Source organism: Salinibacter ruber DSM 13855 (genome assembly GCF_000013045.1).
GTDB lineage: Bacteria > Bacteroidota > Rhodothermia > Rhodothermales > Salinibacteraceae > Salinibacter > Salinibacter ruber.
Window position 1 is genome coordinate 2998633 of sequence record NC_007677.1, and the last position, 22809, is coordinate 3021441.

The window sequence follows — 22809 nt, forward strand, 5'->3', positions numbered from 1 at the left end:
GAAACAGGTGCGAGTGCAAAACACGAAAGAGGGGCGAACGCGAGGTCCGCCCCTCTTCGGGCTGTCCATCCGTGACGGAAGCTAGCCCCCGTCATTCGGGGAACGGACGACCGTCTACTCAAGATCGAACCGGTCGAGGTTCATTACCTTCGTCCAGGCGTCTACGAAGTCGTCGACGAACTTCTCTTCCGCGTCGCCGGACCCGTAGACCTGCGACAGCGCCCGGAACCGGGAGTTGGACCCGAAGATCAGGTCCACGCGGGTGGCCTTCCACTTGACCTCACCGGTGTCCCGGTCTCGGATTTTGAAGTGCTGCTTGTCCTCCGAAACCGGATCCCACTCGTGACCCATGTCGAGCAGGTTCACGAAGTAGTCGTTGTTCAGCGTCTCCGGGCGGTCGGTGAAAACGCCGTACCCGTCGGCCTGCTCGTGGGTGGCGTCCAGCGCGCGCATGCCGCCGACGAGGACCGTGGTCTCGGCGGGCGTCAGGTTGAGCAGATCGGCCTTGTCCACCAGAAACTCTTCGGGGGTCCAGTCTTGCCACGGGTCGTCGGCGATGTAGTTGCGGAAGCCGTCCGCCTTCGGCTCGAGGTACTCAAACGCCTCGACGTCGGTCTGCTCCTGCGTGGCGTCGGTGCGGCCGGGGGTGAAGGGCACCTCCACGTCGTGGCCCGCGTCCGCCGCGGCCTTCTCGATGGCGGCGCTGCCGCCCAGGACGATCAGGTCGGCCAGCGACACCCGCACGTCGTCGGTCCGCGCGTCGTTGAAGTTTTTCTGGATGCCCGTCAGCACCTCCAGGGCGTGGGCCAGCTGGGGCGGCTCGTTGGCCTCCCAGTTCCGGTGCGGCTCCAGGCGAATGCGCGCGCCATTCGCCCCTCCGCGCTTGTCGCTGTCCCGGTAGGTCGACGCCGACGCCCAGGCGGTTTTGACCAGGCGGGAGACGGACAGATCGGTCTCCAGGATCGCCTCCTTCAGCTCGGCGATCTCCTCGTCGCCGATCAGGTCGTGGTCGGCATCGGGCACGGGGTCCTGCCAGATCAGGTCTTCTTCCGGGACCTCCGGACCGAGGTATCGCTCCTTCGGGCCCATGTCGCGGTGCAGCAGCTTGAACCAGGCCCGTGCGAACGCGTCCTCAAACGCATCCGGGTTTTCGCGGAAGTCCTCGATGATTTCCCGGTAGTCCGGGTCCCGCTTCAGGGCCACGTCGGTCGTGAGCATCATAGGGTCTACCGTCTCCGACGCGTCGTGGGCGTCCGGCACGACCCCCTTCAGCTCATCGCTCTTCGGGCGCCACTGCCACGCGCCGCCGGGGCCCTTGTGGACCTCCCACTCGTAATCGAGCAGGAAGTCGAGGTAGCCCATGTCCCACTCGGTCGGGGCGTCGGTCCAGGGGCCCTCGATGCCACTGGTAATCGTGTCGCCGCCCTTGCCGGAACCGTGCTCGTTGTGCCAGCCGAGGCCCTGCTGTTCGATGGGAGCGGCCTCGGGCTCGGCCTGGAGGTGCTCGTCGGTGTCGGCGCCGTGGACCTTCCCGAATGTGTGCCCGCCGGCGATGAGGGCGGCCGTCTCCCGGTCGTTCATCGCCATCCGGCCGAAGGATTTACGGATCCGCTGGGCCGACCACTCCGGGTCCGGGGTGCTCTCCGGTCCCTCCGGATTTACGTAGATGAGGCCCATCACGGTTGCACCGAGCGGGTTGTCGAGTTCGTCTTCTTCGTTGAACCGCCCCCAGGTCTCCATCTCGTCTTCGGGCCCCCAGTCGATGGACTCGTCGGGCTTGAAGTCGTCCTCCCGGCCGCCGGCAAAGCCAAACGTCTCAAACCCCATCGATTCCATGGCGACGTTGCCGGCCAGCACCAGCAGGTCCGCCCAGGAGATCTTCCGCCCGTACTTCTGCTTAACGGGCCAGAGCAGCCGCCGGGCCTTGTCGAGGTTCGCGTTGTCGGGCCAGCTGTTGAGGGGGGCCAGGCGCTGACGGCCGCCGGACGAGCCCCCGCGCCCGTCGGTCGTGCGGTACGTGCCCGCGGCGTGCCACGACATCCGAATGAAGAGCGGCCCGTAGTGGCCGTAGTCGGCCGGCCACCAGTCCTTCGAGGTCGTCATGACCTCCTCGATGTCTTCCTTCAGGGCCTCGTAGTCGAGCTCCTGAAAGGCCTCTGCGTAGTCGAAGTCCCCATTCCAGGGACCGACGTCCTGCGCGTTCTGGTCGAGAATCTCAACGTCCAGGCTGCCGGGCCACCACTCGCGGCTCGTCTCGGGCATGCTGTCCCGCTGCTCCACCGAACCGTTGGACCCGTTGTGCATCACCGGGCACCCGTTGGTCCCGTTCGTGCTTTCGGTAGCGTGTTCTTCTGACATAGATCGACATGAGGGCGTTGCTGGGGGAATAGCGTGTCGTTACAGAAGGTACGCATCCGGAGTTGATTATTCAAATCGATCACCTCTATATTCTTGATAGCTTTCCTCTATCAAAGAGCCGGCCTTCCGTTCGATGACGCTCGCGCAGCTGCAGTATCTCGTGGCCCTCGATACGCACCGCCACTTTGGCGACGCGGCCGCGGCGTGCGACGTGACCCAACCCACCCTCAGCGGGCAACTACAGCGGCTGGAGGAGGAGTTGGGGGTGGAGCTGATCGACCGGAGCCACCAGCCGGTGGTGCCCACGGCCGCCGGCGAGCCCATCGTGGAAGAGGCCCGGGCGGTGCTCGCCGCCCGGGACCGGCTTGCAACCACCGCGACGGAGGTGAAGGACCGCGTGACGGGCACCCTTCGCCTCGGCATGCTTCCCACGCTGTCGCCCTACCTCCTTCCCCTTCTTCTGCCCGCCCTGGACACGGCATTTCCCGAGGTCTCCCTCGTGCTGCGCGAGTGGCCCACGACCGAGATTCTCGATGCCCTCCGCACCGATGCCCTCGACGCCGCCCTGATCGCCACCAATCAGGCGGGCCCGGACCTCCACGACCGTGTGCTCTTCACGGAGCCCTTCGTGGGCTACGTCGCTCCGTCCCACCGCCTCGCCGACCGCGACGCGCTGGCGCCCGCGGCCCTCTCCATCGAAGACCTGTGGCTGCTGAGCGAGGGGCACTGCTTTCGCGACCAGGTGCTCCAGGTGTGCGGCCGCGCCCCGTCCGCCCCCCAGGCCGCCACCCAGTTCGAGAGCGGCTCCCTGGAGACGCTGGTCCGTCTGGTCCGGAACAGCGGCGGGATGACGCTCCTCCCCCGGCTCGCCACGCACCAGATGCCGGAGGCGGAGCGGTCCACGTTCGTCGTTCCCTTCGCCGACCCGGCGCCCACCCGCAACGTGCGGCTCGTCACCCGGCGGCGGCACAAGCAGCGCCTCGTCGACGCCGTCGTCAGCACGCTGTACGACGCCCTCCCGGACACCGTCACGCGCCGCTGACCGCCCCTCTCAGCCCTCCAGTACGTCGGCCGCCTCGTCGGCGAGGCCCGTCGCCTCCGCCACCTCGTACGTCGACGGGTCCTCCATGCGCGGCCGGATGATCATCTCGCCCAGCAGGCCCGTGGTGAACATCTGCGACCCGAACAGGATGAGCAGCACCCCGAGCAGCAACAGCGGGCGGTCCCCGATCGGGTGCCCCAGCACGAGCTTGTCGAACGACAGCCACAGGCTCACCAGAAAGCCGAGCGCAAACGCCACGGTGCCCATCGACCCGAAGAAGTGCATGGGCCGCACGGCGTAGCGGGTAAGAAAGACGACCGTGATGAGGTCGAGGAAGCCTTGGATGAAACGCTCGACCCCGAACTTGGTGGTGCCGTACTTGCGGGGGTGGTGTTGCACCTCCTTCTCGGCGACGCGGTCGTACCCCTCCCACTTGGCGAGGAGCGGGATGTAGCGGTGCAGCTCGCCGTAGACGTCGATGCTCTTCACGACCGGGCGGCGGTAGACCTTCAGGCCGCAGTTGAAGTCGTGCAGGGGGAGGCCGGAGAAGAGGCGCGTGACCCAGTTGAAAAAGCGGCTGGGCAGGGTTTTGCGGAGCGGGTCCTTGCGGTCTTTCTTCCATCCGCTGACGAGGTCGTGCCCCCCCTCCTCCAGCTTGTCGATCAGGGCCGGAATTTCGTCGGGGTCGTCCTGCAGGTCCGCGTCCATGGTCGCGACGTAGCGCCCCTGCACCCGGTCGAACCCCACGGCCAGCGCCGCGGACTTGCCGTAGTTACGGCGAAAGCGCACACCGGCGACTCGCGGGTCGTCTTCGCAAAGCCCCCGCACCACCTCCCAGGTTTCGTCCCGCGACCCGTCGTCGATGATCCACAGTCGGAACGAGAGTCCCGCCTCTTCACACGCCGCCCGCACCCCGTCGGCGAGCTCGGGGAGCGACTGGGCCTCCTCGTACGCCGGCACGACGATGGACAAGTCCGGGGTCCGAGAATCGGGCGGAGAATGTTGGGGAGCGGGTGCTTCCACGACCAGTGGGCACTATCCAGAGAAGTGGGGGCTTCGCGGTGCGCGTCGCGTGCGGCCGCTCCTCTGCCCCCTGCGCAGCGCGCACCACGCGGCGCGCCCTACGCGTCGATCGTCGCGTACTTGGCGTTGCGCTCGATGAACTCGCGGCGGGGCTCCACCGAGTCGCCCATGAGGGTGGAAAACAGCCGGTCGGCCGCGGCGGCGTCCTGGATGGTCACCTGCTGAATCTTGCGCGTCTCCGGGTTCATGGTGGTGGTCCAGAGCTGCTCCGGGTTCATCTCGCCGAGGCCCTTGTAGCGCTGCATGCTGGGGCTGTTGCCGTCGGCCCGCAGCTCGGCCATGCGCGTCTGCATCTCCTCGTCGGACCAGCAGTAGATCTCCTGGCTGCCGTTCTGAATTCGGTAGAGCGGCGGCAGGGCGATGTAGATGTTGCCCTTCTCAATGAGGGGGCGCAGCTGGCGGTAGAAGAAGGTGAGGAGCAGCGACCGGATGTGGGCCCCGTCCACGTCCGCGTCGGTCATCATCACGATCTTGTGGTACCGCATCTCGTTCATGTTGAACTCCTCCTCGGTGGACGTGAGGCCGGTCCCGAGGGCCGTGACGATGTTCTGGATCTGATCGTGCTCCAGGATGCGGTCGAGACGGGCCTTCTCCACGTTCAGGATCTTGCCGCGCAGGGGCAGGATGGCCTGGAAGTGGCGGTCGCGTGCCTGCTTGGCCGAGCCGCCCGCCGAGTCGCCCTCCACGAGGTAGAGCTCCCCTTCTTCCGGATCGCGCGAGGAGCAGTCGGCCAGCTTGCCGGGCAGACTGCCCCCCGAAAACGCGTCCTTGCGCTGCACCAGTTCGCGCGCCTTGCGGGCCGCCGCCCGCGCCTCCGCCGCCTGGATCACCTTCTCGATGATGCGCTCCGCCTGGTCGGGGTGGTCCTCCAGCCAGCGGCCCAGCTCGGTGTTGATGAGCGACTCGACGATGCCCTGTACGTCCGAGTTGCCGAGCTTCGTCTTCGTCTGGCCCTCGAACTGCGGCTCCGACACCTTCACCGAGAGCACCGCCGTGAGCCCCTCCCGGAAGTCGTCGCCCGACAGGTCGAACTTGAGGTCGCTCAGCATGTCGTTCTTCTGGGCGTAGCGCTTCAGCGTCCGCGTCAGGGCGCGCCGGAAGCCCGTGACGTGCGTGCCCCCCTCGTGCGTGTTGATGTTGTTGACGAAGGAGAGGACGTTCTTGTTGTACTCGTCGTTGTACTGCATGGCCAGTTCCACCGGCACCTCCCCGTCCGTCTCGGCGATGTAGATCGTCTCGTCGAGAATGGAGTCGCGCGCCTCGTCGAGGTAGTCCACGAACCCGATGATCCCCTCCTCCGAGTGGTACGTCTCGCGGGCCAGGCCCTTGTCCTCCTCGCGGTGGTCCTCGACGCGGATGCGCACCCCCGCGTTCAGGAAGGCCAGCTCGCGCAGGCGGTCCGAAAGCGTCTCGAACCGAAACTCCGTCGTCTTGAAGATGTCCCCGTCCGGCCAGAATCGGATGCGCGTGCCGGTCTCCTCCCCCGCCTCCATCGGGCGCACCCTGCGCACCGGGTCCTCCGGCACCCCGCACAGGTAGTTCTGCTCCCAGACCGACCCGTCGCGCCAGACGGTCACCTCAAACCGGGAGGCCAGCGCGTTCACGACCGACACCCCCACGCCGTGCAGCCCGCCGGACACCTGGTAGCTGTCCTTGTCGAACTTGCCCCCGGCGTGGAGCACGGTCATCACCACCTCCAGGGCCGAGCGGTCCTCCGCCGGGTGCTGGTCGACGGGAATGCCGCGCCCGTTGTCCTCGATCGACACCGAGCCGTCCTCGTAGATCTCGACCCCAATCTCGTCGCAGTGGCCGGCCATCGCCTCGTCGATCGAGTTGTCGAGCACCTCGTAGACGAGGTGGTGCAGCCCCCGCAGGCCTACGTCGCCGATGTACATGGAGGGGCGCTTGCGCACGGCCTCCAGGCCCTCTAGCACCTGGATGTTGGACGCCGCGTAGTCGCTGATTGCGCGATCCGGAAGGTCGGTGGTCTCGCTCATGAAAAACAGACAGCCAGTCGAAAGGGTGTGAAGGCGCTCGTGGGGCTTTTTTCGGCTTCTTAGCCAGTCTAGATGTAACGGAACGATTGATTGATGGTTCGCCCTGCGTGCCGCCCGCGCAGCGCCGGTGTGCCCCACGCCCGAACACGGCCCCGTCGCGTGGAGTCGTCCTCAATTCGTTAGGGGCCGGTGGACACCGCTCGGGCAGGGCCCTACGTTGTGGGCCGCCGTGGTCACGTCGAATGAATGGTGGCCGCCCGTGCTTTTTCCACAACTGAGATCTCCCCCATGCGACGCCTCCTCGCCGCCGTCCTGCTCCTGCTCGCCTGCCCCGCCCTCGTTCTGGCACAGGCGCCCGAGATCGACCGCATCGACCCGCCCTTCTGGTGGGTCGACATGGAGCGGCCGACCGTCGAGCTGATGGTCTACGGCGAGAACCTCGCCACGACGCGAGTGGAGATTGGGACTCACCCCGGCGTGACGCTGGACCGGGTGACGGAGGTCGAGAACCCCAACTATCTTTTCGTTCGCCTCCGCATCGGCGACACGGCCACGCCCGGCACGATCCCGCTCCACTTCCGCCACGACGCCGGGACGCTCACCCGCAGCTTTGAACTCCGCCCGCGCCGCACCGGCACATACGCCCAGGGCTTCTCCAGTGAGGACGTGATCTACCTCCTCATGCCGGATCGGTTCGCAAACGGCGCCCCCGAAAACGACTCGATCCCCGGCTTTTTGGAGGGGGTCGACCGCTCCGACCCCGACGCGCGCCACGGCGGGGACTTCGCCGGCATCCGCGAGCACCTCGACTACATCGACGACCTGGGCATGACGGCCCTCTGGATGACGCCCATTTTCGAGAACGACATGCCCCCCGAATACGGCGCCTACCACGGCTACGCGGCCACCGACATGTATCGGGTGGACCCGCGCTTCGGGAGCAACGACACGTTCCGGCGGCTCGTGGAAAGCGCCCACGAGCGGGACCTGAAGGTGATCATGGACATGATCCACAACCACATCGGCGACCGGCACTGGTGGATGGACGACCCGCCGACCGGCGATTGGGTCCACGACTTCGACAAATACGGCACCACCAACTACGAGGGCGCCGCCGTCATCGACCCGTACGCCGCCGAGCACGACCGCGAGCAGCTGACGGACGCCTGGTTTGTCCCCTCCATGCCCGACCTCAACCAGGACAACGAGCTGCTCGCCACCTACCTGATTCAGAACACGCTCTGGTGGATCGAGTCGACCGGCATCGACGGCATCCGGATGGACACCTACTTCTACGCCGACAAGGACTACATGACGCGCTGGACGTCGGCCGTGCTGGAGGAGTACCCCGACTTCAACATCGTGGGCGAGAGCTGGGTGCCCACCGTGCCCCACGAGGCCTACTGGCAGGACGACTTCCAGGCCCACCCCGACGACTACGACTCGGACCTGCCGAGCGTCACCGACTTCCCGCTCAGCTTTGCGATGCAGGACGCCTTCGCCCCCGACGGCGGGGGCGTCTACGACCTCTACCGGACGCTCGCCCAGGACCACGTCTACCCCGCGCCCAACAAGCTCGTGACCTTCCTCGACAACCACGACCTCACCCGGTTTTTCTCCGTCGTGGACGAGGACGAGGACGCCTTCAAGCTGGCGTATGCATTTCTCATGACCACGCGCGGCATCCCGCAGGTCTACTACGCCACCGAGCTGATGCAGCCGATGCTGGACGTGGAGGGCGACGGCGCGAAGCGGCCCGACATGCCCGGCGGCTGGCCCGGCGACGCGCGGAGCGTGTTCACCGAGGAGGGCCGCACGGCCCGCGAGAACCGGGCGCACGACTTCGTGACCACCCTGACGACGTGGCGCGAGGACGCCGACGTGGTTCATCACGGCGGCCTCACCCACTACATCCCGCAGGACGATACCTACGTCTACTTCCGCCACGACGCCGACGACACGGTGATGGTCGTCCTCAACAACGCAGAGGAGTCGCGCACCCTCGCCCTCGATCGCTTCGAGGAGCGCATCCAGGGCCACACGGCGGGCCGTGACGTGATCAGCGGGGCGACCGTGGCGCTCGGGGACTCCCTCACGGTGCCCGCACGGACCCCGATGGTCTTGGAGCTTCGGAAGTGACGCATCCCTCCCCAGGCGGCCTCACACCTCGTGCCGCATCCACACGATGAGGCTCATGCCCCGCTCCAGCACGTCCGACAGGTGGGGGCCCTCCCCGGCATCGTCGGCCGGGGCATCGGCCAGGAACTGCTCGATCTCGTCGTGCGTCCGGCGCGCCTCCTCCACCAGCTCCTCCGAGACCTCCGGGTAGAGGCTAAGCAGGTGCTGGTGCATGGCCTGCGTACGGCGCTCGGCGCGACGCATCTTCATAAGGAGGTCGAAGTGGCGCACGACGTGCGGCAGCGGCTCCTCGTCGCGCTGCTCCAGCGGCACGCGGCTCAGGGCCATCTGCATGAGCAGCTCCATGAGCGTCTGCCCCGCGTTCTGGAGGCGGGCGGCGGCCTGGTCGGGGGGCGCCTGCGCCGACGGGTCGCGGCCGGCGCGGCGCTGGGCCACCGACTCGCGGAGCGTCGCGGCGGTCGACAGGGTGGCCAGCAGCGTCATGGACTCCAGCACGGCGGCGGGGTCGGGCTGGGGGTCGGAGGGGCTCTCGCTACTCATGGGGGAACGGGCTTCAACAGAAGAGGGACGGGAAACAGCACACGCCCGAGGAGACCGGTGCGCGAGGACGTGAAGCGTGAGCGATGTCCGTCACGCATCACGGGAGACGCGTCACAAATCACGCATCGCGGCCCTACACCTCCAGGTACCGCACGAACTCGTCGACCAGCTCCTCCAGCTCCTCCCCTTCCTCCCCGAAGGCCGCCACGACGTGGTAGTCGTTGTGCTCCAGGACGTGCCGGACGCGGGAGGTGTCCTTCACGTTAAGCTTGAGCGTGACGCGGATGTCGTCCGTCGAGGTCTCCGGCAGCTCCGAGGCGACGGCCAGCACCTTCGCCTCGTTCTGTTCGATGACGTGGATGAGCTTCGACAGGGCGTAGTCGCGCGGGTCGACCTCCAGGGCCAGGATGGCCCCCCGTTCGCGGGTCGACAGCATCTGCGCAAACTGGTCGAAGATGTCGTGCCGGCGGAGAAGCCCGTGGTACTGCCCCTCCGAACCGGCCACCGGCACGGTGCTGAGGTCGTGCTTGACCATCATGCGCGCCGCGTCGAAGATGTGCGCGTCCGGCGGCACACTCACGGGCCGCCCGACCAGCAACGCCCCGATGGATGAGGCAGGCCCGTCGGCGTCCATCAGTCGCTCCTCGGCAATGATGCCGGCCAGCCGTCCGTCCTCGTTCACGACCGGCAGGTGACGCACGTGATGCTCCATGAGCAGCCCCAGGGCCTTTTCCACCGAGTCGGAGCTCTGGAGGGCGGGAGTGGCGGAATGGATGGCCTCTCGTACTTTCATGGGATCGGGGGCTTGAGGAAAAGGACACGCAGCGGAAGGCGTGGGCACGGGATCGTCGGTGCATTTCCCTACAATCGCCGTGCCGAAAGCGTCCCCTGCCAGAATCGCAGGGCATCTCGACTCGAATTCATCTCGGCCGATCAGGCATTCAGGACCGGCTCTTCGGTCTCGGCCGGCCGGAGCGCCCCGCGGGGATCCAGGGCCTCCTGGAGGCGGGCGTCGTTGCGCGGGGCGGCACGGAAGTGGATGCGCGCCACGGCCTGGGCCCCCTCCACCTCTCCGTTCAACGATTCCAGCCCCCCATTCTCGGCGTACTCGTAGCTCTCCTCGATGACATCGCCGAGCCGGTGCACCTGCGCGATGACCTCCGGCTCGCTCACCGGAATGTACGCCACCCGCTCCACGTAGTCCTGCTCGATGAGGTCAAGGAGGTCTTCTTTCAGCGTCTCCAGGCCGATGCCGCGAAGGGCGGACGCGAACACCGCGTCCGGGTGGTTGCGCCGGAGGCGGCGGAGCAACGTCCGGTCCTCCATCGCGTCGATCTTATTGAACACCACGAGGGTCGGCTTGTCGCGGGCCTCCAGCTCGCCCAGGGTCTCGGCCACCACCCGCATCTGCTCCTCGTAGTTCGGGTGCGTCACGTCCACCACGTGGATGAGCACGTCGCTCTCGCGCACCTCGTCGAGGGTGCTTCTGAAGCTCTCGATGAGGCGGTGGGGCAGCTTCCGGATGAACCCGACGGTGTCGGACATCAGGACCTCCTTGTTCGAGTCCAGCTCCACGGTGCGGGTGGTCGCGTCGAGCGTGGCGAAGAGGCGGTCTTCGGCCTCGAGGTCCTCGTCGGCCAGGGCGTTGAGAAGGGTGGACTTGCCCGCGTTCGTGTAGCCGACGAGCGAGGCGGTGGTGTATCCCTCGCGGCCCTTGCGCTGGGTCGTGCGCTGCCGATCGATCTCGTCGAGCTTCTCGCGCAGCTTCGCCATGCGCTTGTCGATGATGCGGCGGTCCATCTCAATCTGCTTCTCGCCGGGCCCCTTCGTGCCGATCCCGCCTTCCTGCCGCGAGAGGTGGGTCCAGCGCCGCGTGAGGCGGGAGCGGAGGTAGCCGAGCTGCGCGAGCTCCACCTGCGTCTTGGCCGCTCGCGTCTGCGCCCGACTGGCAAAAATGTCGAGGATAAGCCCCGTCCGGTCGAGCAGCTTGCAGTCAATCTTCTTTTCGATGTTCTTAACCTGGACGGGCGACAGCTCGTCGTCGGAGATGACGAGGTCCGAGTCCCGCTCTTTCGTGAGGCGCGCCAGTTCCTTCACCTTTCCGGAGCCGATGAAGGTGGCCGGGCTCGGGCTGTTGAGCGACTGCGTCAGCCGGTCGGTGACGTCGGCCCCGGCCGTGCGGGCGAGGTGCTCCAACTCGTTGAGGTGATCGCGCACTTCCCAGCGCGACTCCTGGGGCGTGATGACCCCGACGATGATGGCCGTTTCGGCGTCTTCGGTCTTGTGCTCAGGGGTAAACAACGCGGCGGAAGCGGCTTTTTCGAGGGAAGAACGTGCGAGTGGAGTTGGCGACGGCCAAGCGTGCGGGCCGTTGGTTCAACCAAATTCCATACAGTTGTACCTGTCCGTGCGCCCGCTTGTTGCACGCAGCCCACAGGGAGAACACAATTTTCTTGACCCGCCGCCCCCAGTGGGGAACCGGACGAAGAGGGCCCGGACGAGGGGCCCCGAACGGCCCCGCCAGCGGTGCGCCGGAGCCAGGATTACGTCGTCTCCGGGGCCCACTGGCTGGCGACGAGCATCTCCGCCGCGAGGAAGACGAGTGCCAGGAGCAAAAACACGTTCCAGAGCTCCGTGCCCGCCCGCCGGGTGCGGAGGGTCTCTTTGAGGTCCTCGGTCTCCGCCGCGGCCACCGCCCGCACCGGCGCCCCCGTCGCGGTCCCCAGCCGTTCCGAGGCCTCTTCCGGGGCCGCCGCCTGGAGGTTCGATTCGGCCGGGGGGACGTTCACCGCCACCCGCCGGACCCGCGTCGAGCCGGCCTGCACGTCGTAGAGGCCGGGCGTGGTCAGCGTGCCCCCCACCTGCACGAGGGTCGCCCCGAAGAGGGTGCGCTGCTCGGGCGCAACCTCGATGCCGTCGGGGCCGTGGAGGCGGACCGATGCCACCGGGGGGACGCCGGTCACGCGCAGCTCGGCCGGCCGCCCGGCCACCAGCTGCTCCCCCGCCACGGACGTGGTGGCGGAGAGGTAGTAGACCGACCGGTAGAGAAGCGGCACGAAGAGGCCGCGGACGGGCAGGTCGCTCCACGCCTGGGTGGGCGCCACGGCCGACAGCAGCAACCGCCCGCTTCCGTGACGTACCTCGTGCAAAAATGGACGGCCGTTGGACAGCTCAATGAGGGTCTGCCCCGCCTGGCCCGACGGGCGAAAGTTCATGACGTAGTAGAGGTCCGGCTGCTCCACGGACGCCTCCTCCCGGCGCCGCTCCTGAAAGACGCCCTCAAAAAGCGGATGCTGCAGGTCCACCCGACCAAACGAGGCGACCGTCTGCTCGCCCGACAAGGCGCCGCTAAAGCCCCGCAACGATCCGGCATCGAGCGCCCCGAACAGGGCGTTGTAGTCGTCCGGGCGGGCCTGGGCGGTGGGAAAGAGGAGCAGGCCGCCCCCGCGGTCGACGAAGCGGGCGAGGGCGTCGACCTCTCCGCTCGACAGGGACCGGGGCCCCGCGAGGAGCACCGCGTCGTAGCGGCCAAGCTCGGCGGAGGCCAGGTCGCGCTCGTCGATGGCGGTGGTGCGGAAGGCAATTCGGTCCGCCACCATCTCGGACGAGAGGGCGAGGTCGAGGTAGCGCGTGTCCTGTCCCTCCCCCCGCACCAGTAGCACGCGCCGTTCCTCCGGCACGTGCAGTGAAAAGTGGTGCCGGTCGTCGACCGGGAGGTCGTCGTCCTCCGTCACCACCGCCCCGTCCAGCCAGCCCCGTGTCTGGGGCGTGACCGTAAACGAGACCGTCTTTTCCAGGCCCGGCTCCAGCGTCGTCGTGGCCTGGGCCACCCGGTCGCCCGCCAGGTAGACGCTCGCCACGTAGTCGGAGAGCGGGTCCGGCCCGTGGTTGGTGAGGGTCGCCTCCAGCTGCACCGGCTGGTCGACCTCGGCGATGCGACTCGTGACGGTCACGTCCGAGACGCCGATGTTGGACTGCGCCCGCGTCTCGACGGGGAGCAGCTGCACCTGGACGCCGTCGGGCACGTTCGTCGCAACCGAGTCGCCGAGGGTGCTGGCCTGCAGGTCGCTCACCACGTAGACGACGGCCTGCGGCGCGTCCGCCTCGTCGGCCGCCTCGGCCGCCCGGCCCACTGCCTGCGCGAGCGGCCGCGCTCCGGCCTGCGGCGCCAGCTCCGCGAGCGACTGCCGCGCCACGCCCGTGTTCGCCATGGGCTCCGGGGGCCGCGCGCCGCTCCGGGCCGTCGGCCAGAGGAGGACCTCGTCGTCCTCCTCCACCGTCCCCAGCACGCCCTGGGCCTTCTGGATGGCCTGGTCGAAGTACGCCCCGCCCGGCCCGTCCGCCGCCATCGAGAGCGAGTTGTCGACGACGACCGCGTGGGCGGTGGGCGCCGACGCCCCCATGCCCCCAATCGTGCTCGTGAGCGTGGGCTGGGCAAACGCCATCACGAGGGACGCGATGGCCAGCATGCGGAGGGCCAGCAGCAGCCACTCCTTGATGCGGACCCGCTGCACCGCCGACTCCTTCAGCTCCTTCACGAACGCCAGCGAGCTAAACTCGACGGTGCGCGGCTGGCGCAGGTTGAAGAAGTGCAGGAACAGCGGCACCGCCACCGCCGCCATCGCCAGGAGCGCAAAGGGGTTGAGGAACGACACGGGCAGGGACCGTTGGGCACGAGCAACGACGCGGCTGGGGCCGGCTGCTACCGCCCATCTGGGCCCGGCGTTCCACCGTCTCTTCACGTAGACACGCCGGGCCGCCTTCGATGGCCGACCCGGCGCAAACACCCAGAGACCCTTTCCAGAAAAGGCGCCATCCTGAGGCTGAAGCTACGGCATGAGGACCGCGTCGATGCCATGGATGACGCCATTGTCGACCTCCACGTTGGGAACGGACACTTCATTTCCATTGACGGTAACCGTCCCATTCGAGCGCTGAACTGTCACGTCCGTGCCCTCCAGCGTCGGTACGTCCGTGGCCGAGGTCGGCACGTCTCCGGCAAGGAAGACGCTGTCGAGCACGTGGTACTGTAGAATGTCGCCGGCGTCCGGGGGAATCTCGTCCGACTCCACCTCTCCGCTGTCGTCGTTGTCGAGGGCGGCCAGCAAAGCCTCGTTCGTCGGCGCGAAGATCGTTCGTCCGTCGTTGGCCCCAGGCCCTCGGAGGGCACCCGCGAGGTCGGCCTCCTTCACCAACCGCGCAAACAATGTAAACCGCGGGGTCAGGGTGGCCCGATCCACCGCATCGGCCAGCAGTTCATCCACAACATGCACGACTCCATTCTGCGCATTCGCATCGGGGTTCGTGACCGTCGCCCGGTTCACCGTCACATTCTCGCCCACCCCGATCGTGAGGTCATCCCCAGCACGCGGTGACACCGTCTGTCCATCGCTGAGTTGGTCGGAGGTGGCCTCTCCATTCACGACGTGGTGCTGAACAACCTTCCCGGCGACCTGCCGATTGAGCGAGGGGTCAATGGCCGGTGAGATGGCGTCGTTCGTAGGAGCAAATACGGTGAATGGACCGCCCGTGTCCAGGGTCTCGACGAGCCCAGCCTCGGCCACGGCTCCCTCAAGCGCACTCAATGCCGGCACCTCCTGGACGTAGCCCGCAATCGTAGGGGATGAAGGCGCGGAGTCGCTTTGGTCCTGGTCGATAAAAGCGTCACACCCTGTCGTGACGAGGACAAGGGCAAAAAGACCGAGGCCGAGGCGGCCCCATCGGCGAAGGGACGTAGCGAGATCAATCATATGGAGGAAAGGTGATCGGTTTGGAGTGAGGGGGTCGGGCCGGCGCGGCGACGGGGCCGGGGGGTAGGCCCCTCTGCCCCGCCGTCTCCGTTAGGAGAAGATTGCTAGAGGGAGATTGTGAGCCGGCTGTACACGAAGCGGCCGTTGAAGCCCATCGGGTGGGCCCGGTTGTAGGGCAGGATGATGTCGAAGGTGCCCTTGTTTGGATCCAGGTCCGGGTAGTTGTCGAACAGGTTCCGGGCCCCAACGGCGAGATTCACCTGGTCGTCGAACATGCTGTACCCGAGCTCGCCGCCGAAGACGTACTCCGGATCGAGCGTGAACTGGTCGTCGGCGTCGTTATCCGCGTTCAGGAGCTCGCCGTAGCGGGCCCCGCGGAGCGTCAGGTCCACCGGACCGGCCGTGAGGGACGCGGTCAGTTTCGTCGTCGTTTCGGGCAGTGCGCCTTCCGTTAATGACCGTTGGTCGTCCGGAGCGAGGATCACTGTACTGAAGTCCTCGTCCAGCGTCGTCGGGTTGCGCGGGCCGCCCGTGATCTCGGTGTCCGTCCAGTTGAACGCACCGCGGAGCTGCAGCTGAATCCCATCCGCGAGGAGTGCCGAGAACTTGGAGGTCACGTCGACGCCCTCGGTCTTTGTGTCGATGGCGTTCGAGAAGAAGCTGGCGGTCGACGCCCCCGTGTTGTTGGCGCTGAGAACGTCTTTGATGGCTTCTTCTCCCGGCGACCCCGGCTCCCCAAGATCGCCGGAGAGCGTGATCCGGTCGTCAATCTGAATGTTGAAGTAGTCGACCGACACCTGAAACCGCTCGACGGGCTCGATGATGACCCCGCCGCTGAAGTTGACCGAGCGCTCTTCTTCGAGGTCCGGAATGCCCAGTGCGTTCCCCACATCACTGTTGATGCGGAAGATTCCGGTCTGCACAGGCTGATTGTCGATGAACGTCGTGGAGACCTTCGAGAAGAACTTCTGCGCCTGGTTCGGGGCGCGGTAGCCCGTCTGCGCCGTCCCGCGGAAGGCGAGCTGCGAAACCGGCTCGAAGCGCAGCGCAACCTTTCCGTTGACGGTCGAGCCGAAGTCGCTGTAGTTCTCGAATCGGCCCGCGATGTTCACCTGAAGCGGATCGATGAGGTCCGCCTGCAGGTCCACGTATGTCCCAATGTTCGTTCGCGTCTCGTCGACCTCCTGCTCCGGCCGGAAGCCCGGGAAGACCTGTGCCCCCGGCGCGGGCGTGCCGCCGTTCTGGTTGATGCCCCAGGGGGGATTTTCGAAGCCCGCCCAGGAGGCCTCTTCCCCGGCCTTCAACTGGTAGTTGTCCGCTCGGAAGAGGGCGCCGGCCGCCACGTTCAGGGGCGAGGCAAGGCCGACCTCCAGGCCGCGGTCTACGTCCAGCTGTACGACCGTCTGCTGGAGCTGCACGGCCCCCGCGTAGAAGTCGGTCTGGTTCCCTTCCTGTGAGGGGCCGTAGCTGGCATTCAGGGAGTTCGTGATGTTGTACTGGAAGTAGTTGAAGCCCGTCTGGGCACTCAGGTCGTAGTTCCACTCGTCGAGCATCCCCCGGAGCCCGACGACCACCGAGCCGTCGTTGATCGGGTTCTCAAAGTTCGGGAGGAAGCCCTCCGGGTGCACCTGGGGCCAGTTGCCGTCGTCGGTGCCTTCGCGGTAGAAGCCCTGCCCCTTCCCCTTCCGGTAGCTGTAGCCCCCGAACGCGTAGACTTCGGTGGGCTGCTCCGCGTTGACGTTGGCAACGGGGTACGCCCCGTTCGCCCAGAATAGCAGGTTCTCCGAACGCCCATCGCCCCAGTGGAAGGCCGGCTGCTCCACCGAATTGTTCTTGTCGACGATGTCGAACAACCCGTCGCCGTCCGGGTCCGCAATTTCATCCCCCGCCTGGCCGGCCGGTCCCAGATTGAAGTTCGCCGGGCCGGCCCGGTTGGTCGGCGTGCGCAGCCGATACTCGCCAAAGAAGTTGAGGAATCCACCGTCGTCGCCCAGCTCCACGCCGAAGGACGGACGAACGCTGTAGGTGGTGCCGTCATTGGGGTAGGGCTCCGTGGCGTACCCCCCGATGCGGGTCTCGATCGTCGGATCGAGGGGCTCATCTTTGAGGCGCAGATTCGCCACGCCCGCGATGGCGTCGGATCCGTACTGCGAGGACGCCCCGTCCCGGAGCACCTCAATTCGCTCGATGGCGTTGGCCGGGATCGCGTTCAGGTCAATCGGACTCGACCCGCCCGACACCCCGGCCCCGAGCCGGTTGACGAGGGCCGACTTGTGTCGGCGCTTGCCGTTTACGAGCACCAGCGTCTGGTCCGGACTCAGGCCACGGAGCGTGAACGAACGGAGGGCGTCCATCCCGTCGGAGAGCGTGTTCTGTGGAAAGTTGACCGACGGCGCACTCTGCTGAAGAATCCGCCCGGTCTCGAAGGCCCCAGACGTTTGGATCTCTTCCGTCCCGTACACATCCACGGGCACCGCCATGTCTTCGGCGGCCATGTCGCGGGCCCGGGACCCGACGGTAACCGTTACGCCCTCTCCTTGCAAGGGGGCGCGCTCAAGGGCAAAGGTTCGCGTGGCCTCTTCGCCGGGCTCGAAGCGAATTTCCCCTTCGATTGTCTCGTATCCGACAAACGTCACACGGAGGGCGTACGTCCCCGGATCGATGCCTGTGATGCTGTAGGACCCGTCAGCGCCCGCCGCCGTGCCGTAGTCGGAATCCAGGAGGACGACGTTGGCCCCTGGCAGGGGTGCCCCGTTCGCGTCCTCAACGGTTCCGGTGAGCGTAGCGGCCTGCTGGGCCGGCGCCGCCCCCACCGCGGCGAGCCCCCATGTGAGGCCAGCAAGCAAAAGGGTCGAAGCGTAGCGTGGCATCATAGCTGGACGAGGGAGCTTCGGAAATAACAGACGGGAGATCTTCCTTGACACAACCCAAGGGAAGGAGCTTTTGATAAAGTGTTTACCAGAAGTACCCGCAATACATAATTCCGGGAACCATCACTGTCAATGTTTTGGAAACGCTTCGACGGCTCTGTAAAGACAATATAACCCCATACTCTATGAACTTACAAGAAAGGCACGTTCTGGGCCTTCCCGCGCCCGTCCGCCTGGTGGAACGTCCCCAATGCCGCCGATCGATTGGGTGGGCTCGTGTCTCGGAAGGGCCGCCGCGCTGGCCCCCACACCGACCCCAATGAACGGACGGCATCTGCACTGGCCGAAGGCCCGATGGGACGGTGGGTCTCGTAGCGGGCCATGCCGGTCGGCTCGGCATTGCGGACACAGGGGCCTGGGCCTCAGCCATGGCGCGGCCGGGACCAAGAGCGTCCACGCCGGCACGGAATTGCCGCTCGACGCGGCGATGACAGGACGCGTCGCCGGGGCCTCATGCCTCGAAGTCAGGGGCAGCCGGACGCGGCACAGGTGTGCTCGTGCCGGGGCGGCCTGGGACAGCTCCCCTCCGCCGCATGCCCGTCTTTCACCCCGCCGGCCTTACCGGCCTGTCTGACGGGCGCACTCCCGGAAGATCCGCCCCGAAGGCCTCGGGCATCCCGGCCCCTCCGGCACCGGTTGGCACGCGGGCCCCAGGGATCGGGAGGTGCAAACCGGCCCTCGTCGTGCCTCTCGTAGGCCGTCACCGCTTCATCGCGAGGGTCACGCCGTCGGCCAGTGGGAGCATGCTCAGGTCCACGCGCTCGTCGTCGTGAATCTTCTCGTTGAGGCGCTGAATGTCCCGCACGCTCTCGTCCTCCACGTCCGGGTCGGCGACCCGCCCGCTGCGAAACACGTTGTCAAGCGCAATGACCCCGCCGGGCCGCAGCAGCCGGAGCGACTGTTCGTAGTAGGTGTCGTAGCCCTCCTTGTCCGCGTCGATGAACGAGAAGTCGAAGGTCCCGTCCTGCCCGTCGTCGATCAGCGCCGCGAGCGTCTCCTCGGCGGGGGCGATGCGGAGGTCGATGCGGTCGGCCACGCCCGCCTCTTTCCAGTAGCGACGGGCCACCGTCGTGTACTCTTCGCTCACGTCGCAGGCGACGAGGGTGCCCGTCGGCGGCAGGACCGACGCCACGGCGAGCGCACTGTAGCCGGTGAAGACGCCGACCTCGATCGTGCGGCGGGCCCCAATCAGCTGGACGAGGAACTGCAGGAACTGCCCCTGCTCCGGGGCAATCTGCATGTTGGACCGGGGGTGCTCGGCCGTCTCTTCCCGGAGGCGTTGCATCACCTCGGGTTCACGCAGGGACACGGACAGGAGATACTCGTGCAGCTCGTCCGGGAGGCCGATCGACTGGGTAGACATCGTGGGGTGGGTGGAGAAGTGAGTACAGTGGCATTGACCGCATGACGTGGCGAGGGCAACGTTCCCCGCTTCGTCTCCGCGGCGGCCGGCACGGGCATCCCTCCCCCCATGTCGCTACGACAGAACCCGCTCCGGCCCCCCTCGGTGGTCTTCTTCGACCGCACGCCCCCGTCCCCCTCACGGGGCGTCGCGGAATTGGTCAAGCCAGGCGTCGGTGTCGGGGTGCTGGGCGAACGTAGTCACGGCGCTCTCGACGGCCTTTCGGCTCGCCTGCCCGTCCAGTTCGTCCGCGATGGTGGCGTAGAGGGCCTCGAGAAGCTGGAGCGGCGTCTGCTCCGCCTCGCCCGCCACGCCCCGAAAGCCCCGCTCCGCCGCCGCGTCGAGGAGGTCCTCCCAGGCGCGATCGAGGCCCCGGTGCAGAGCGCCAGCGGTGCTCATCTCGTCGTCCTTCGCCATGTCAAGTGCGCGGAGCAGCGCCCGGGAGGCGCCGTTGGTTTCCGGCCCCGTGAGCCCGTCCACCGTCACGGGCCGATCGAACAGGTGGGTCAGTGCCATCTGCCAGTACAGGACCCGCGACTCGTGGCCCGGGACGAACCCGGGCTCCCCTCGCCCGGACACGTGAAAGTGATCCTGATGGGCCGCGTCGAATTTGTAGTTGAGCACGGTCCCGAGGTGCTTGCGGAGCACCGATTCGACGGCCAGGTAGAAGCGGCGGTCGCTCGGGTACTGGTTTGTAATGAACGCCTTGTCGGGCCAGAAGATGCCGTCGATGTCGAACGCCCGGCCCGCCCCGTGCAGTCCGCTCTTGTCCACGTAGGCCCCGGCCGAGGTGATGACCTCCGCCGTCCCGAGCGGGCAGGCGGCCCAAAGCGCCTCGAACGCCGCGTGCAGGGTCGCCTCGAACGGCTCGGTGCAGTGAAAGGTGTAGGGAATGCCACGCGTCCCGTACCCGGCGCTGGGGGCACGGTCGTAGTGAACGGGCACCCCTGCAAGCTCCTGGAATGTGTTCTCGGGCTTGGACATGGCGGCGGACGGAGCATTCGTGGACGAATCGGCGACCCGCCTCGGGACTCGGGAGACACGAAGGGCCGCCCCGCCATAACGTTGGGGTCCCCCTTCGACCGCCCGCCGGCATTCCGGTCAGTGGCGTTCTCGCGAATGGGGCCCATCCGGGCGGGACGGCGGAACGAACCCGCCGGACTGGACCTTCTCGGATTGGCGGTTGCGTGCCCCGAACGCGACGTGACGACCCGGGTACAAGGCACTGTTGCGCGTCGTGGGTCCCAGCGCCACCCATCATCGTTCCTGCCCGGCCTCTCTCGGTCGGGGCTCGACACCCGTCCCTTCCCCCCATGAGCATCCCACACATTCTCTGGGTCGACGACGAGATCGACCTGCTCCGCTCGCACGTGATGTTCTTGGAGGAGAAGGACTACGATGTCTCCACCGTGGCGAACGGGGCCGACGCGGTCGACCTGGTACAGCAGCGCCCCTTCGACGTGGTGCTGCTCGACGAGCAGATGCCGGGCATGGAGGGGCTGGAGGTGCTCGACGCGATTAAGGACGAGCGGCCCACCCTGCCGGTGGTGCTCGTGACGAAGAGTGAGGAGGAGGACCTGATGGAGGCGGCCCTCGGCAACCGGATCAGCGACTACCTCACCAAGCCCGTCAACCCCAGCCAAATCCTCCTCACCTGCAAGCGGCTGCTGGAGCAGTCTCAGATTCGGAAAGAGGCCCTCTCGCAGGAGTACCTGCAGTCGTTCAATCGGATCTCTCAGAAGCTCCGCGGCGCCCTCTCCCCCCACGAGTGGATCGACCTCTACCAAACCCTCGTGGAGTACGACCTGGAGCTGACGGACGACGAGGGCGCCCGGCAGGTTTTTCAGGACCAGTTCGAGGAGGCCAACCGCGAGTTTGGGGGGTTCGTCGAGGAGCACTACCCGGAGTGGATGGCCCGCGTCGACGAGGCGCCCGGGAATGACCGCCCCGTTTTGTCCCACGAGGTGGTGCCCGAGTTCGTGCTGCCGGAGACGGGCGAGGAGCCGGTCGTCTTTTTCGTGATCGACTGCCTGCGGTACGACCAGTGGCTCGAGATTGCCGAGCTGCTCCGGCCCCACTACACCGTCGACACGGACTTCTACATAAGCATTCTGCCCACGGCCACCCCCTACGCCCGCAACGCCATCTTCGGCGGCATGCTGCCGGTCGACCTCGTCGACCGCTTCCCGAAGGCGTGGCAGACGGGCGAGGAGAGCGAGCACAGCCGCAACCAGTACGAGGACGCCCTGCTCCGCCACCAGCTCGACCAGCACCACCGCGACGACCTGAGCATCCGCTACGACAAGCTCATCACGAGCGAGGACGGCCAGCAGCTGGCCCAGGACGCGGCCAACCTGACGCAGCACGACCTGAGCGCCGTCGTCGTCAACTTCATCGACATCCTCGCCCACAGCCGCTCCGAGTCGGACGTGCTGAAGGAGCTCGCCCCCGACGAAGAAGCCTACCGGGCCCTCACGCGTACCTGGTTCGAGCACTCGTGGCTCCTCGACATGCTGCAGGCCCTGTCCAACACCGACTGCACGGTCGTCCTCACCAGCGACCATGGCGCCGTGCGCAGCCTGCAGTCAACCAAGGTGATCGGCGACCGCGAGACCTCCACGGCCCTCCGCTACAAGTACGGGAGCAACCTGAAGTGCGACGAGGACGACGCCATCTTCGTCCGGGAGCCGGAGCGGTTCGGGCTGCCCAGCTACGGAATGAACACGACCTACCTCCTGGCCAAGCAGGACTACTACTTCGTGTACCCCACCAACTTCCACCACTACGAAAACCTCTACCGCGACACCCTCCAGCACGGCGGGGCCTCCATGCAGGAAATGATCCTGCCGGTCGCGACGCTCAGGCCGAGGGGATCGTCCTGAAGACCCGCGCTTTGCCCGTGGTCGAAATGCATGCCCACTGATGCGTGATGCGCAACGCGTGACGGGCACCCGAGGCAGTGCACGCCTCACGCATCATGCCTCACACATCGCGCCTCACGGCTCATGCCCGACATGCCCCCTACAGAGACCAATGCCATCCAGGACCGCCTCCCCCGAACGACCAACTCGGTGGAAGACACCATGGCGCTCGGGGCCCGCATCGCGCAGGGGCTTTCCCCGGGCGCCGTGGTCGCGCTGTACGGCGACCTGGGGACGGGCAAAACCCACTTCGTAAAAGGGGTCGCGCAGGGCCTTGGGCTGCCCCCGGCCGAGGTCCGCAGTCCCACCTTTACGATCCTCGCCGTCCACGACGACGGCGACCGGCCGCTCTACCACTTCGACGCCTACCGCGTGCAGACCCCCGACGAATTCGTGGAGCTCGGCTTCGAGACGTACGTGCACGGCGACGGCCTTACGTGCATCGAGTGGGCCGGTCGGGTCGCCGACCTCCTCCCGGCCGACACGGTCCCCCTCCAGTTCCATCACGTCGCCCCGTCGACACGCCGCATCACCCTCGGCGCCCCGGACAGTTCTTCCTCTGAAGACGACCGCTAACCTCCAGACCGCGCCCTCTCTTGGAAGCACCCCGAGGTCAACGACCCGCAACGCTCAACGCCGAACACTCA

Annotated in this window: 15 protein-coding genes; 4 read left to right on the forward strand and 11 right to left on the reverse strand. The window is 67.0% G+C overall.

Annotated features, from left to right (window positions below):
• Positions 1–114 precede the first annotated feature (114 nt).
• Complete coding sequence (gene katG, locus SRU_RS12635; protein WP_272481480.1) at positions 115–2262, reverse strand: catalase/peroxidase HPI; 2148 nt, start codon at positions 2260–2262, stop codon at positions 115–117.
• 229 nt (positions 2263–2491) lie between these two features.
• Between katG and SRU_RS12640 the strand changes: the two genes are divergently transcribed.
• Positions 2492–3400 carry a hydrogen peroxide-inducible genes activator gene (locus SRU_RS12640; RefSeq protein WP_011405123.1) on the forward strand — a complete coding sequence of 303 codons (909 nt, stop codon included), beginning with the start codon at positions 2492–2494 and terminating at the stop codon, positions 3398–3400.
• A gap of 9 nt (positions 3401–3409) precedes the next feature.
• Here the strand turns inward: SRU_RS12640 and SRU_RS12645 are convergent, their stop codons facing one another.
• Both SRU_RS12645 and gyrB read right to left on the reverse strand, forming a co-directional pair.
• The gene (locus SRU_RS12645) at positions 3410–4372 is read right to left on the reverse strand and encodes a glycosyltransferase family 2 protein (protein ID WP_011405124.1); all 963 of its coding nucleotides are present in this window, start codon (positions 4370–4372) and stop codon (positions 3410–3412) included.
• A gap of 149 nt (positions 4373–4521) precedes the next feature.
• Positions 4522–6480 (reverse strand): DNA topoisomerase (ATP-hydrolyzing) subunit B, encoded by a 1959-nt coding sequence (gyrB, locus tag SRU_RS12650; RefSeq protein WP_011405125.1) that lies wholly within the window; start codon positions 6478–6480, stop codon positions 4522–4524.
• A 288-nt stretch (positions 6481–6768) separates the two neighbouring features.
• Here gyrB and SRU_RS12655 point away from each other — a divergent pair, with 288 nt between their 5' ends.
• On the forward strand, positions 6769–8619 hold the full coding sequence (locus tag SRU_RS12655) for a glycoside hydrolase family 13 protein (RefSeq protein ID WP_112904626.1): 1851 nt from the start codon (positions 6769–6771) through the stop codon (positions 8617–8619).
• Positions 8620–8640: 21 nt separating this feature from the next.
• Here SRU_RS12655 and SRU_RS12660 read toward each other — a convergent pair whose 3' ends face one another.
• The 8 genes from SRU_RS12660 to SRU_RS12695 form a co-directional block, all read right to left on the reverse strand.
• Entirely contained in the window at positions 8641–9159 is a 519-nt protein-coding gene (locus SRU_RS12660; protein ID WP_011405127.1) for a hypothetical protein, read from the reverse strand.
• Between the two features lie 133 nt (positions 9160–9292).
• Positions 9293–9952 (reverse strand): CBS domain-containing protein, encoded by a 660-nt coding sequence (locus tag SRU_RS12665; protein WP_013062612.1) that lies wholly within the window; start codon positions 9950–9952, stop codon positions 9293–9295.
• Between the two features lie 140 nt (positions 9953–10092).
• Positions 10093–11460, reverse strand: coding sequence for a GTPase HflX (gene hflX, locus SRU_RS12670; RefSeq protein WP_164923633.1), 1368 nt, complete (start codon positions 11458–11460; stop codon positions 10093–10095).
• A 242-nt stretch (positions 11461–11702) separates the two neighbouring features.
• A complete protein-coding gene (locus tag SRU_RS12675; RefSeq protein WP_237701746.1) occupies positions 11703–13814 on the reverse strand; it encodes a BatA domain-containing protein in 2112 nt (703 codons plus the stop codon).
• 174 nt (positions 13815–13988) lie between these two features.
• Positions 13989–14909 (reverse strand): fasciclin domain-containing protein, encoded by a 921-nt coding sequence (locus SRU_RS12680; protein ID WP_011405131.1) that lies wholly within the window; start codon positions 14907–14909, stop codon positions 13989–13991.
• A gap of 104 nt (positions 14910–15013) precedes the next feature.
• The gene (locus SRU_RS12685) at positions 15014–17782 is read right to left on the reverse strand and encodes a TonB-dependent receptor (RefSeq protein WP_183959084.1); all 2769 of its coding nucleotides are present in this window, start codon (positions 17780–17782) and stop codon (positions 15014–15016) included.
• Positions 17783–18539: 757 nt separating this feature from the next.
• The gene (locus SRU_RS12690) at positions 18540–19202 is read right to left on the reverse strand and encodes a class I SAM-dependent methyltransferase (RefSeq protein WP_011405133.1); all 663 of its coding nucleotides are present in this window, start codon (positions 19200–19202) and stop codon (positions 18540–18542) included.
• A gap of 177 nt (positions 19203–19379) precedes the next feature.
• Complete coding sequence (locus SRU_RS12695) at positions 19380–20225, reverse strand: hypothetical protein (RefSeq protein ID WP_011405134.1); 846 nt, start codon at positions 20223–20225, stop codon at positions 19380–19382.
• A 329-nt stretch (positions 20226–20554) separates the two neighbouring features.
• On the opposite strand from SRU_RS12695, the gene SRU_RS12700 reads away from it, so the two are divergent.
• Positions 20555–22123: a response regulator gene (locus SRU_RS12700; RefSeq protein ID WP_164923635.1), complete on the forward strand. Its 1569-nt coding sequence runs from the start codon at positions 20555–20557 to the stop codon at positions 22121–22123.
• A gap of 123 nt (positions 22124–22246) precedes the next feature.
• Complete coding sequence (gene tsaE / locus SRU_RS12705) at positions 22247–22738, forward strand: tRNA (adenosine(37)-N6)-threonylcarbamoyltransferase complex ATPase subunit type 1 TsaE (protein WP_011405136.1); 492 nt, start codon at positions 22247–22249, stop codon at positions 22736–22738.
• The last annotated feature ends 71 nt before the right edge of the window (positions 22739–22809 follow it).

Excerpts from the sequence above, each read along its gene's own strand:
- SRU_RS12660 (WP_011405127.1), bottom strand. The coding sequence starts at position 9,159 with ATGAGTAGCGAGAGCCCCTCCGACCCCCAGCCCGACCCCGCCGCCGTG.
- SRU_RS12665 (WP_013062612.1), bottom strand. The coding sequence starts at position 9,952 with ATGAAAGTACGAGAGGCCATCCATTCCGCCACTCCCGCCCTCCAGAGC.
- SRU_RS12695 (WP_011405134.1), bottom strand. The coding sequence starts at position 20,225 with ATGTCCAAGCCCGAGAACACATTCCAGGAGCTTGCAGGGGTGCCCGTT.
- katG (WP_272481480.1), bottom strand. The coding sequence starts at position 2,262 with ATGCCCGAGACGAGCCGCGAGTGGTGGCCCGGCAGCCTGGACGTTGAG.
- SRU_RS12685 (WP_183959084.1), bottom strand. The coding sequence starts at position 17,782 with ATGATGCCACGCTACGCTTCGACCCTTTTGCTTGCTGGCCTCACATGG.
- SRU_RS12680 (WP_011405131.1), bottom strand. The coding sequence starts at position 14,909 with ATGATTGATCTCGCTACGTCCCTTCGCCGATGGGGCCGCCTCGGCCTC.
- SRU_RS12690 (WP_011405133.1), bottom strand. The coding sequence starts at position 19,202 with ATGTCTACCCAGTCGATCGGCCTCCCGGACGAGCTGCACGAGTATCTC.
- tsaE (WP_011405136.1), top strand. The coding sequence starts at position 22,247 with ATGCCCGACATGCCCCCTACAGAGACCAATGCCATCCAGGACCGCCTC.
- gyrB (WP_011405125.1), bottom strand. The coding sequence starts at position 6,480 with ATGAGCGAGACCACCGACCTTCCGGATCGCGCAATCAGCGACTACGCG.
- SRU_RS12700 (WP_164923635.1), top strand. The coding sequence starts at position 20,555 with ATGAGCATCCCACACATTCTCTGGGTCGACGACGAGATCGACCTGCTC.
- SRU_RS12640 (WP_011405123.1), top strand. The coding sequence starts at position 2,492 with ATGACGCTCGCGCAGCTGCAGTATCTCGTGGCCCTCGATACGCACCGC.
- SRU_RS12655 (WP_112904626.1), top strand. The coding sequence starts at position 6,769 with ATGCGACGCCTCCTCGCCGCCGTCCTGCTCCTGCTCGCCTGCCCCGCC.